The organism is Janthinobacterium sp. BJB304 (assembly GCF_002735765.1).
In the GTDB taxonomy this organism is placed as follows: Bacteria; Pseudomonadota; Gammaproteobacteria; order Burkholderiales; family Burkholderiaceae_D; genus Janthinobacterium.
In genome coordinates, this window is sequence record NZ_PDZN01000001.1 from 115,885 (window position 1) to 127,521 (window position 11,637).

General features: G+C 63.3%; 11 protein-coding genes. 4 read left to right on the forward strand and 7 right to left on the reverse strand.

Annotated elements, in window-relative coordinates; genetic code table 11:
- Positions 1–88: 88 nt before the first annotated feature.
- Complete coding sequence (locus tag CSQ95_RS00555; protein ID WP_099408063.1) at positions 89–3,685, forward strand: indolepyruvate ferredoxin oxidoreductase family protein; 3,597 nt, start codon at positions 89–91, stop codon at positions 3,683–3,685.
- A 32-nt stretch (positions 3,686–3,717) separates the two neighbouring features.
- On the opposite strand, the gene CSQ95_RS00560 is transcribed toward CSQ95_RS00555, so the two are convergent.
- Positions 3,718–4,728 (reverse strand): substrate-binding domain-containing protein, encoded by a 1,011-nt coding sequence (locus CSQ95_RS00560; protein ID WP_099408064.1) that lies wholly within the window; start codon positions 4,726–4,728, stop codon positions 3,718–3,720.
- Positions 4,729–5,163: 435 nt separating this feature from the next.
- Between CSQ95_RS00560 and CSQ95_RS00565 the strand changes: the two genes are divergently transcribed.
- Entirely contained in the window at positions 5,164–5,496 is a 333-nt protein-coding gene (locus CSQ95_RS00565; protein WP_143449866.1) for a hypothetical protein, read from the forward strand.
- A gap of 6 nt (positions 5,497–5,502) precedes the next feature.
- Here CSQ95_RS00565 and CSQ95_RS00570 read toward each other — a convergent pair whose 3' ends face one another.
- The gene (locus CSQ95_RS00570; RefSeq protein ID WP_218963561.1) at positions 5,503–6,546 is read right to left on the reverse strand and encodes an MBL fold metallo-hydrolase; all 1,044 of its coding nucleotides are present in this window, start codon (positions 6,544–6,546) and stop codon (positions 5,503–5,505) included.
- 151 nt (positions 6,547–6,697) lie between these two features.
- Here CSQ95_RS00570 and CSQ95_RS00575 point away from each other — a divergent pair, with 151 nt between their 5' ends.
- A complete protein-coding gene (locus CSQ95_RS00575) occupies positions 6,698–7,321 on the forward strand; it encodes a TetR/AcrR family transcriptional regulator (RefSeq protein ID WP_099408067.1) in 624 nt (207 codons plus the stop codon).
- Here CSQ95_RS00575 and CSQ95_RS00580 read toward each other — a convergent pair.
- Both CSQ95_RS00580 and CSQ95_RS00585 read right to left on the reverse strand, forming a co-directional pair.
- Positions 7,294–8,403 carry a sialidase gene (locus CSQ95_RS00580; protein WP_099408068.1) on the reverse strand — a complete coding sequence of 370 codons (1,110 nt, stop codon included), beginning with the start codon at positions 8,401–8,403 and terminating at the stop codon, positions 7,294–7,296. The genes CSQ95_RS00575 and CSQ95_RS00580 overlap by 28 nt on opposite strands.
- Before the next feature lie 2 nt (positions 8,404–8,405).
- On the reverse strand, positions 8,406–8,675 hold the full coding sequence (locus tag CSQ95_RS00585) for a MoaD/ThiS family protein (RefSeq protein WP_099408069.1): 270 nt from the start codon (positions 8,673–8,675) through the stop codon (positions 8,406–8,408).
- A 102-nt stretch (positions 8,676–8,777) separates the two neighbouring features.
- Here CSQ95_RS00585 and CSQ95_RS00590 point away from each other — a divergent pair, with 102 nt between their 5' ends.
- Positions 8,778–9,089 carry a hypothetical protein gene (locus CSQ95_RS00590; RefSeq protein ID WP_099408070.1) on the forward strand — a complete coding sequence of 104 codons (312 nt, stop codon included), beginning with the start codon at positions 8,778–8,780 and terminating at the stop codon, positions 9,087–9,089.
- 1 nt (position 9,090) lies between these two features.
- On the opposite strand, the gene CSQ95_RS00595 is transcribed toward CSQ95_RS00590, so the two are convergent.
- From CSQ95_RS00595 to CSQ95_RS00605, 3 genes are read right to left on the reverse strand one after another with little or no spacing between them, the layout of a single operon-like run.
- On the reverse strand, positions 9,091–9,399 hold the full coding sequence (locus tag CSQ95_RS00595; protein WP_099408071.1) for a 2Fe-2S iron-sulfur cluster-binding protein: 309 nt from the start codon (positions 9,397–9,399) through the stop codon (positions 9,091–9,093).
- Between the two features lie 16 nt (positions 9,400–9,415).
- Entirely contained in the window at positions 9,416–10,564 is a 1,149-nt protein-coding gene (locus tag CSQ95_RS00600; RefSeq protein ID WP_070219053.1) for a Gfo/Idh/MocA family protein, read from the reverse strand.
- A 9-nt stretch (positions 10,565–10,573) separates the two neighbouring features.
- A complete protein-coding gene (locus CSQ95_RS00605) occupies positions 10,574–11,626 on the reverse strand; it encodes a sugar phosphate isomerase/epimerase (RefSeq protein WP_099408072.1) in 1,053 nt (350 codons plus the stop codon).
- Positions 11,627–11,637 lie beyond the last annotated feature (11 nt).

The window sequence follows — 11,637 nt, forward strand, 5'->3', positions numbered from 1 at the left end:
CACGCGGCCATCCCGTCTGCACAGCGCGCGCCTTACCGGGCGCGTCCCTGGTACAGCCGATATCTGAAACACCCTTTTGGAGACAGCCATGTCCGTGACCACGGAAAACGGCTCCGCAGCGTTCGCTAGAAACGCCGGTGCCGCGCCATCTACGCCCCTCGACACTTCCCGTTTGACCACCGTCAGCCTCGACGACAAATACACGGCCACTTCCGGCGCCATCTTTCTGTCCGGCATCCAGGCCCTCGTGCGCCTGCCCATGATGCAGCGCTTGCGCGACCAGGCTGCCGGCCTGAACACGGCCGGTTTCATTTCCGGCTACCGCGGTTCGCCCCTAGGCGGCCTCGACGAAAACCTGTGGAAAGCGAAAAAGCAGCTGGAAGCGCACCACGTGCAGTTCGTGCCCGGCGTCAACGAAGACTTGGCCGCCACGGCCGTCTGGGGATCGCAGCAGGTCGACCTGATCGGCCCGGCCAAGTACGACGGCGTGTTCGCCATGTGGTACGGCAAGGGCCCGGGCGTGGACCGCTGCGGCGATGTCTTCAAGCACATGAACCATGCGGGAACGTCCAAACTGGGCGGCGTGCTGCTGGTGGCCGGCGACGACCACGGCGCATATTCGTCGACCCTGCCGCACCAGTCCGACCATTTGTTCTCCGCCTCGATGATCCCCGTCCTGTATCCATGCAATGTGCAGGAATACCTGGACCTGGGCATCCACGGCTGGGCCATGTCGCGCTTTTCCGGCTGCACGGTGGCCTTCAAGGCCCTGGCCGACACGGTCGAATCGTCGGCCTCCATCGATGCCGACCCGTTCCGCGTGGAAGTCAAGATTCCGCAGGACTTCGTCATGCCCGAAGGCGGCCTGAACGCGCGCCTGTCGAGCATCCCGCTGGGCCAGCAGGCGCGCAACCAGGAAGCGCTGATGCAGGACTACAAGATCTATGCGGCCCTGGCCTACGCGCGAGAAAACAAGCTCAACCATACGACCATAGACAGTCCGAACGCCAAGCTGGGCATCATCGCCTCCGGCAAATCCTACCTGGACGTGCTCGAAGCGCTGGAAGAGCTGGGCATCGACGAGCAGATGGCGGCCGATGTCGGCATGCGCCTGTTCAAGGTAGCCATGCCGTGGCCGCTGGAACCGGACAGCGTGCGCGAATTCGCGCAAGGTCTCGATGAAATTCTCGTGGTCGAAGAGAAGCGGCAAATCGTCGAATACCAGCTCAAGGAACAGCTGTACAACTGGCGCGACGACGTGCGCCCTAGAGTCATCGGCAAGTTCGACGAAAAAGGCGAATGGGTGGCGCCGCGCGGCGAATGGCTGCTGACCTCGAAGGCGGATTTTTCCGTCTCGCAAGTGGCAAGAGTCATCGCCAGCCGCATCGCGCGCCTGATTTCCGATCCCGTCACCTGCGACCTGATCAAGGCGAGACTCAGCTTCCTCGACGCCAAGGATGCGGTATTGAAAAAGGCCGTGAATACGCCGTTCCGCCCCGCGTTCTACTGCTCCGGCTGCCCGCACAATACCTCGACCAAGGTGCCGGACGGCAGCCTGGCGCTGGCCGGCATCGGCTGCCACGTGATGGCGACCTCGATCTATCCGGAAATGAACAAGCTGACCACGCACATGGGCGGCGAAGGCGCGCCGTGGATCGGCCAGGCCGCGTTCTCGGAATTGCCGCACGTGTTCCAGAACCTCGGTGACGGCACCTACTTTCATTCGGGCTACCTGGCCATCCGCGCCGCACAGGCGGCCAAGGTCAACATCACCTACAAGATTCTGTACAACGACGCCGTCGCCATGACGGGCGGCCAGCCCGTGGACGGCCTGATCACCGTACCGATGATGGCGCAGCAAGTGGCCGCCGAAGGCATCGCCCGCATCGCACTGGTCACGGAAGATTTATCACGCTACAGCGACCGCAGCAACCTGCCCGCCCACCTGACCTTGCACGACCGCAAGGACATGGATGCCGTGCAGCGCGAATTGCGCGAGGTACCAGGCGTGTCCGTGCTGATCTACGACCAGACCTGCGCGGCCGAAAAACGCCGGCGCAGGAAAAAGGGCGAGTATCCCGATTTGCCCAAGCGCATGGTCATCAACGACGCCGTCTGCGAAGGCTGCGGCGATTGCGGCGTGCAATCGAACTGCGTGTCGATCTTGCCGAAGGAAACGGAATTTGGCCGCAAGCGCACCATCGACCAATCGTCATGCAACAAGGATTACTCGTGCGCCAAGGGTTTCTGCCCCAGCTTCGTCACCGTCGAAGGCGGCAACCTGAAAAAAACCAAGACGGGCGCCAGTAAAGCGGGCGAGACGGACAACTTCGGTCCGCTGCCGGAACCTGTATTACCCGATTGCGACGCGCCGTACAATATCCTGATCAACGGCATCGGCGGCACGGGCGTCATCACCGTGGGCGCGCTGATGGGCATGGCCGCCCACCTGGAAGGCAAGGGCGCGTCCGTGCTGGACATGACGGGCATGTCGCAAAAGAACGGATCCGTCACCTCGCACGTGAAGATCGCCAAGTCCCCGGCGCACATCCGCGCGCAGCGCATCGCCACGGGCGAAGCGGACCTGATCCTGGGCTGCGACATGCTGACGGCCGGCGCGCAGGATGCCGTGTCGAAAATGCGTCCTGGCCGCAGCTTGGCCGTCGTCAACCTGCACGAGCAACCGCCGGGCACGTTTGCGCAAAATGCGGACTGGCAATATCCAGCGGCGGAAGTGCGCCAGCTGATCGAGGAATCCGTGGGCGGCGCCGACGCGGCCGACTTTATCGACGCGACGAAATTGGCCACCGCGCTGATGGGCGACTCGATCGCCGCCAACCTGTTCATGCTCGGCTACGCCTGGCAAAAGGGCCGCATTCCGTTGACGGAGGCGGCCCTGCTGCGCGCCATCGAATTGAACAGCGTGGGGATCGAATCGAACAAGAAAAGCTTTTTGTGGGGCCGCCGCGCCGCCGTCGACGTGCGCCGTGTCACGCAAATCGCCACGCCGGCGCAAGCGATCATCGTGCAGATGCCGCAAAGCCTCGATAGCGTGATCAAAAAGCGCGTGGAATTCCTCACCGCGTATCAAAACGCCGCGTATGCGGATGGTTATGCCACCCTGGTGAAACAGGTGCGCGACCGCGAAAACACCCTGGGGCTGGGCCAGAAGCTGTCGACGGCCGTCACCAAGAGCTATTTCAAGTTGCTGGCCTACAAGGACGAGTATGAAGTGGCGCGTTTGTACACGGATGGCCGTTTCGTGGAGCAGTTGCAGCAGCAGTTCGAGGGTAATTTCTCCGTGAAATTCAACTTGGCGCCGCCGCTGTTTGCCAAGAAAGATGCGAAGGGGCATCTGGTGAAAGCGGAGTTCGGTTCCTGGATGTGGCGCGCCTTCCAGCTGCTGGCCAAAGCAAAAGGCTTGCGCGGCGGCACCTTCGACGTCTTCGGTTATACGGCCGAGCGCAAGATGGAACGCGCGCTGATCGTCGAATACCGCGAACTGCTGGCAGGACTGCTGGTGAACCTGACGGCGGACAACCTGTCCACTTGCGTGGAGCTGGCATCCCTGCCCGAAAAAATCCGCGGCTTCGGCCACGTCAAGGAAGCGGCCGTCGATACTTACCGCAAGGACAAGGCGAGGTTGCTGGCCGTGCTGGCGGATGGAAGCAAGCACGCGGCATAAAAGACAACGCAGAGCCTCGGCTCTGCGTTTTTTTATTCCGGACAGCGCCCCACGGTCGCCCCCGGCAACAGCACCGGTTGCCAGATTTCCTGCAAGCGTTCCGGCGGCGTGCCGGCCAGCAAGGATTGCAGCATCTCGACCATCTTGGCGCCAGCGCGGCGCAGGTCGGGCTGGTCGATGGTGGTGACGTTGATGCCGATCAAAGTATCTTCCACATTGCCCCAGACGATGACGGAGATCTCCTTGCCGATCTCGATGCCCGCATCCATCAGCGCGCGCACCACGCCCACGCCGGACAGGTGGTTGTCGACGATGACAGCCGTGGGACGGGGCGAGCAGGCCAGCAATTGCTGCATGGCCTGGTAACCGCTGCGGCGATCAAAAGTATTGTCGAGCAGATAGGAGGGATCGACCGGCAGGCCCGCTTGTGCCATGCAGCGGATAAAGCTTTCCTTGCGCTCGTAAGCAAAGTGCAAGTCCAGCGGCGCGCTCAGCAGGGCGATGCGCTGGTGGCCATGGGCCGCCAGGAAAGACACGGCCAGGTCGATGCCCGTATCGTTGTCGTAATCAAAATACGCGTACGGCGCGTCGATGCGCGTGCGGCCGTTCGCGACAAAGGGAAAGCCGACTTTCGTCAAATACGCGATGCGTTCGTCGACCACCTTGGTGCGGCCCACCACGAGGCCATCGACCTGGCGCCCGCGCACCATGTTTTCATATGACGGCTGTTCGTTCTGCGGCGACACGGGGGCGATGATCAGGCTCATCTTCGACGCTTCGACGGCGTCGGACATGCCATTGACCACGGAAAGAAAAACGCTGTCGCCCAGGTCGCTGGGCAGCAGGGGATAGATCATGCCGAGCACATTCGTGCGGCCGACGGCCAGGCTGCGCGCCAGGGGGTTGGGCCGGTAGCCAACTTTCTTGGCGGCGGCCAGGACGATTTCACGGGTGCGGGAATTGACTTCCGGATAGCCGTTCAACGCCCTGCTGACTGTCGTTTTCGACATGCCGAGGGCAATTGCGAGGCTCTTGAGATTCATGTTAACTACCTGTCTGTATGGCAAAAGAAACCAACTCTGACCGTCCATTATAGCCCAGAGCGCCAAACAGGCGGCACATGACCGTGCACCAACATGGTAGAAAAACAACAACTTATTGGATTTTTAAAAATTGTCTTTTGAGAAATAAGCGTGTTTGCCGCGTCAGCAGCATGGCATGATGAATGGCACACAAACAATTGCTGTTATCGATAGCGTGTACTTACTTTATTCTCTATCTCGCCACGTGCGGCATGCCGCTGCGGCACGGCATAGCGCGCACGATAAGATTATCAAGAAAACATAATTCACTGGAACTGTGCGAGAATTTATCCTACTCTTGACTAAGGTAAAGATTGCCTGCAGACATGCCGCAGCCCCTGGCCTGCATTCTTCCTCTTGTGTACACGCCTGGGCATACTTTCAAAGGTGAACAATGTGGTATCGCTAACGTCCGTCAACAATCTGCAAGCCTCGCTGGCCACGGCGCAGCGCCGGGTCGAACAAGGCCAGAACCAGGTACAGCGCGACAGCGAACAGCTGGCGCAAAGCCGCCAGTTGCTGGCGCGGGAACAGGAATCGCTGAGCCAGACCCAGCGCAGCAGCCAGCAAGCGCAGGCCGATGCCCCGGCCGCCATCAAGACGCCGCAGCTGGACCAGGCGATCAAGGTAGCCGTGCCGCAACAAGCAGCCCCCGCCGCACCGAAAAGCACGCCCCAGCTGAACGGCTATGGCCAGACCCTGGGACGTCTGATCGATGTGACGGCTTAAGCCAGCTTACTTCGCCATCTCCTCTTCCAGCATCGCCAGCCACCACTTTTCCCCCTTCTTCGGCTGCGCCAGGTCGACCGCCTCGCCCATCTGCGGCGTGGCCAGGTTGACGCCCTGCCTGGCCGCCAGTCCCGTGATGCGGTCGAACGGTTCGTGCCAGGCGTGCAGGCCCAGGTCGAAGGTGCCGTTATGCACGGGCATGAGCCACTTGCCGCGCAAGTCCAGGTGCGCTTGCAGGGTTTCCTCCGGCTGCATGTGCACGTCCGGCCACAGCTTGTCGTAGGCGCCCGTCTCGATCATGGTCACGTCGAACGGGCCGTACTTGTCGCCGATCTGCTTGAAACCGTCGAAATAGCCGGAGTCGCCGCTGAAAAACACGCGCACGTCCGGCGCGTCGATGACCCACGACGCCCACAGGGTTTGATTGCTGTCAAACAAGCCCCGCCCCGAGAAATGCTGCGATGGCGTCGCCACCAGCTTCACGCCCGCAATCGTCGTCCCCTGCCACCAGTCGAACTGCTGCACCTTGTCCTTCGGCACGCCCCATTCGACCAGGGTGTCGCCCACGCCCAGCGGCGCGACGAAGTGTTCGGTCTTGACGGCCAGTTGCAGCACGGCGGCATGGTCGAGGTGGTCGTAATGGTTATGCGACAGGATGATGGCCTTGATCGGCGGCAAGTCGGCGATGCTGATGGGCGGCTGGTGGAAACGTTTGGGTCCCGCCCACTGCACCGGTGAGGCGCGCTCGGAAAACACGGGGTCTGTGAGGAAGAATTCGCCATTGAGCTTCAGCAACAGGGTCGAATGGCCGAGGCGAAACAGGCTGTTGTCCGGCGCGGCCAGCAGTTGCGCCCGGGTCAGGGCTTGCACGGGCACAGCCGCAGCCGGTACCGTGCTGTCGGGCTTATCAAAGAGAAATGTCCACATCAGCTTGAGCGTTGCCGCCGTGCCCAGCTTGTGCATTTGCACGGGATTGCGGAACTTGCCTTCGAGGCGTTGCGGTGATTCGGTCGGCGCGACGGGCGCGGCACGCAAGGTGCAAGAACTCATGATGATCAGAACTCCCAAGAATAAGATGCGGTACATATGCAGCCCGGTCAATAAAATACAAGGATTAAATTACACTACACAGTGTAGTTCCTATTTCTGGCAAAGTAAACCAGGAGGTGTAAAATATTGTTTTCAAAGGAGATTTTCAGCCATGGCTGCACCGCAACGCCTCACCGACCGCAAGCGCGTCGCCATCGTCGATGCCGCCATCGCCGAGTTCCGCGAGCACGGTTTCGATGCGACCAGCATGGACAAGATCGCCGCCACGGCCGCCGTATCCAAGCGCACCGTGTACAACCATTTCCCCAGCAAGGACGAGCTGTTCGCGGAAATCCTGCAGCGCATGTGGGAAAGCAGCATGGCCCAGCCCGCCGTGCCCTATGTGGCCGACCAGCCGCTGCGCCCGCAAGTGCTGGCCCTGGTCGAGCAGAAGATGGCCTTGCTGTGCGATCCGGCCTTCATCGACCTGGCGCGCGTGATCTTTGGCGAAACCATCCACTCGCCCGAGCGCGCGCAAGCGATGGTGGCGCGCCTGAATGAAAAGGAAACGGGCCTGAATATCTGGATCCGCGCGGCGCAGCAAGACGGGCGCATCAAGGCGGGCGAGACGCTGGAAGTGGGGCACCTGCTGATGGCTCCACTGAAGACCTTTGCCTTCTGGCCGCAGATCACCCTCGGTGAACCGCTGCTGAGCCTAGCCCGCCAGCGCGAAGTGACGGCACTGGCCGTCGATATCTTCCTGTGCTACTACGGCGTGGCAAAACAGACGGCATAAACGGGCGGCAAGTGGGCAGACAGCGTCTGCCAGTGCTCGCCCTCGTCGCCCGAATACCAGGCGCCGCCCGTCGTCGACGCCATCACTAAACTGCGTCCATCGTCGGCCAGCGCCAGCCCGTGGCGGTAGATGAGGTCGTAGCAATGCTGCTGCGGCAATCCCGCGCGCAACACTTCAAACGTTTTCCCGCCGTCGCGCGTGCGCGTCACGGCCAGCGCGCCATCGATGGGTATGCGCAGCACGTCCGCCTGCGCCGGCACGAACCAGGCCGTGTCGCCATCGCGCGGATGGACGGCCACGGCAAAGCCGAAATGCGACAGCGGCGCCGTCGTCACTTCCTGCCAGTGCCAGCCGGCGTCAAGCGAGCGCCAGATGCCGTTATGGTGCTGGCACCACAACGCGTCCGGCGTGCCGGCGCTGCGCACGATGCGGTGCGGGTCTTGCACGGCCTCGTTTTCATCGAGTTCGGGCGGCATGTAGTCGGCGCGCATGCCCGTCGCGCTCAAGGCCCAGCTGGCGCCGCCATCAGCCGTTTGCCACACGCCGCCGCAAGATACGCCGACCAGCACGGTATTGCTGTCGCGCGGGTCGACGCAGATGCTGTGGATGCCGGGCACGTCGTAGCCTCCGCCAAACCATTGCGCCCGCTGCGGCACGTTCCACAACGCTTCCACCAGTTGCCAGCTGTCGCCGCGGTCGCTGGAACGGAACAGGCCGCCAGGTAAAGTCCCTGCCCACAGTACGCCGGGCTGGTCCGCGCCGCCGGCCGCCAGCGACCAGATCTGCCGCAAGGTCCAGTCCACGCTATCGCTGCTGCCCTCGGGCTTGGCGGGATAGGCGGGCACGGCGACTTCCTGCCACGCGCCGGCGCCCGCGTCGAGGCGGTGCAGCTTGGCGCCGAAGTGGCCCAGGTTCAGGGCCGCGTACACGGTGCCGTCGCGGCCATCGTGCAGCAGCATGGAGACGGGGTCGCCGGCAAATTGCACCAGCGCCAGCTGCCAGGCGCCGGCCGTATCGACATCGAACCGGAACAGCCCCTTGCGGGTGCCGAGATACGCGCGTTGCGCCCTGCCTGGTCCCATGATTAACCTCCGGAAAGTGCCTGCAAGATGTATACCTGGCTGTCGGGCCGCAAGGCGTCGTCCAGTTCGCGCCGCTCGCGGCAACGGGCGCCGTCGATGAAGATCACGACGTTCGGACGCAGTGCGCCCTGCTCGTCGAGCACGTAGCCGCGCAGGCGCGGCTGCTGGGCAAAGACGCTGTCCAAGGCGACGCGCAGGCTTGACGCGGACACGTCCACCGTGGGGACGTTCAGGAAGCGTGCCAGTTGTTGGGTAAAATGCAAGTGCGCCATGCTGCCTTCGACGTCATCGACCTGGACTCATTCTAGTCCGATTCGCCGACGATGCAACGGCGATACCGCTAAAATAGCGGCAAGCACACAAGGAGGCCAGGCATGACGATTACCCCGGAAGAACTAGCGGTGCTGATGCAGGAAGTGGAAGTGGCCGACCCGATCGATTTTGCCGACCTGCCCTTCAACGAGCAGGAATTGCGCGGACTGATCGCCAACCACCTGTGCGAGATGGCCGACGCCATGGAAAGTTTCAGCCCGGAAGACCGCAACCTGGCCTTGCTGGCCGTGGCGGCCAAGCTGGTGCTGGAAAACCTCGTATTGCACGTGCAGTTGCTGCGCCGCCACGGCTTGCCCGTCAGCGACAGCGTGGAAACGTTGCTGCAGCGGCTCAAGGGCGGCAAGCCGTCGTGAATTAATTGCCCGTGCGCACGGCGCGCGCCTGGATGGTGATATCGCTTTCAGCCACGGCCACGCAGGGCAGGATGTAGCCGTCGAGCCGTTCATCGGGGCTGATGCCGGGCCAGTCCACCATGTAGCGGATCTTTCCTTCGGGCATGTGACAGAGGCACGTGCGGCACGTGCCGTTGCGGCAGGAACTGAGCAGGCGGATGCCGGCCAGCTCGGCGGCGGCCAGCACGGTGGTGCCCGCCTCGGCCGGGAATTGCCAGCCTTGCGGGACGATGGTGACGGTAAAGGTGGGGATGATAAGGGGCGCGCTCATGCGCCCAGTGTAACAGTCAGCTTGCCAGGGTCGTCCAGCGCCCCCCTCCCGCATGGCTGCGCAGCACGGCCTCGGCAAAGGCCAGGCCCGCCACGCCATCGGCCACCGTCGGCAGCCAGCGCGCCGCTTCCGGTATCGGCGTCCCCGCCTGCAGGGCGCGAATGGCCAGGGCCGCATCCAGGTACAACTGGGCGAACGCTTCCAGATACCCTTCCGGGTGGCCGGCCGGCACGCGCGTGGCGTGGCGCGCGGCGGCGCTGTCGACCCGGCCCGGACGCAGCAGCTGGCGGTTGCCGCCCTGCGGCGTGAACCACAGCTCATTAGGTTGTTCCTGGTCAAAGTCCAGCTGCGCCTTGCTGCCGAACAGGCGCAATCGCACCGTGTTTTCGCAACCGGTCGCCACCTGGCTCGCCCACAGGGTGCCCTTGGCACCGTTGGCGTAGCGCAGCATCACCTGCACGTGGTCGTCCAGGGTGCGATGTGGAACGAATGTCGACAGTTCCGCCAGCACGGCGTGCGGCGTCAGGCCGCTGACGAACTGCGCCAGGTGATACGCGTGCAAGCCCACGTCGAGCAGGGTGCCGCCCGGGCCTGCTTTCAGCGGGTCGTTGTGCCAGTTGCCCTCGTTCATGCCGCCCGCCGCGATGGCGTCGGCCAGCCAGTCCTGTGAATATTCGACTTGCACGAGGCGCAATTCGCCGATGTCACCCGCCTCGACCATGGCTTTCGCATGGCGCAGCAGCGGGTAGCCGCTGTAGGTGTGCGTGAGCGCAAACAGCAAGTTTTTCTGCTTGGCCAGCGCGGCCAGCGCCTGGCCTTCCGCCAGAGAGATGCCCAGCGGCTTGTCGCAGATCACGTGGATGCCCGCTTCCAGGAACGCCGTGGCGACGGGCGCATGTAAATGATTCGGCGTGACGATGGCCACAGCTTCGATGCCGTCCGGGCGCGCGCTTTCCGCCTGCGCCATGGCGCGGTAATCGCTGTAGCAACGGTCGGGCGCCAGGTGCAGCGCCGCGCCGCTGTCGCGCGCGCGCTGCGGGTCGGACGACAGGGCGCCCGCCACCAGTTCGTACTGGTCGTCGATGCGCGCCGCGATGCGGTGCACGGCGCCGATGAATGCACCCTGCCCGCCCCCTACCATGCCCAGCCGTAAGCGTCGCTGCATGTCGTCTCCCTATTTCAATCCCAACAAATGGTTGATCTGGCCCTGGTCTACGGCGCTGCCCGCGAAATCGTCGAACGCGCGTTCGGCCACGTGGATGATATGGTCACGGATGAAACGCGCGCCTTCGGCCGCCCCGTCCTCCGGGTGTTTCAAACAGCATTCCCACTCCAGCACGGCCCAGCCGGGGAAGTCGTACTGCGCCATCTTCGAGAAAATCGCCTTGAAATCGATCTGCCCGTCACCGAGCGAGCGGAAGCGTCCGGCCCGGTCCTGCCAGTCGCCATAGCCGCCATACACGCCCTGGCGCCCGTTGGGCCGGAACTCCGCGTCCTTGACGTGGAAGGCCTTGATGCGCGCATGATAAATATCAATGAACGCCAGGTAATCGAGCTGCTGCAGCACGAAGTGACTGGGGTCGTACAGAATCGATGCGCGCGGGTGGTCGTGGACGGCGGCCAGGAAACGCTCGAACGTCACGCCGTCGTGCAAGTCCTCGCCCGGATGCAATTCATAGCAAAGGTCCACGCCGGCCGCGTCGAACGCATCGAGGATGGGCAACCAGCGTTTCGCCAGCTCGGCAAATGCCGTTTCCACCAGTCCGGCCGGGCGCTGCGGCCACGGGTACAGATACGGCCAGGCCAGTGCGCCGGAAAACGTCACGTGCGCCTTGAGGCCCAGGCGTTGCGAGGCGGTGGCAGCCCACAGCAGTTGCTGCGCGGCCCAGGCCGTGCGCGCGGCAGGATCACCGCGTACTTGTTCTGGCGCAAAGCCGTCGAACAGCGCGTCGTAGGCCGGATGCACGGCGATCAGCTGGCCCTGCAAGTGCGTCGACAATTCCGTCACCTGCAAGCCATGGCGCACCAGCAGGGCGACCACGTCGTCGCAGTACTGCTGGCTGACAGCCGCCTGCTCCAGGTCGAACAAACGCGGCGCCGTCGGCAGCTGCAAGCCCTTGTAGCCCAGGCCGGCCGCCCATTGCGCCAAGTGCTCGAGCGAGTCGAACGGCGGCTCGTCGCCGAGAAACTGGGCCAGGAAAATGGCCGGGCCCTGGATGGTTTTCATGTCAATGTCCT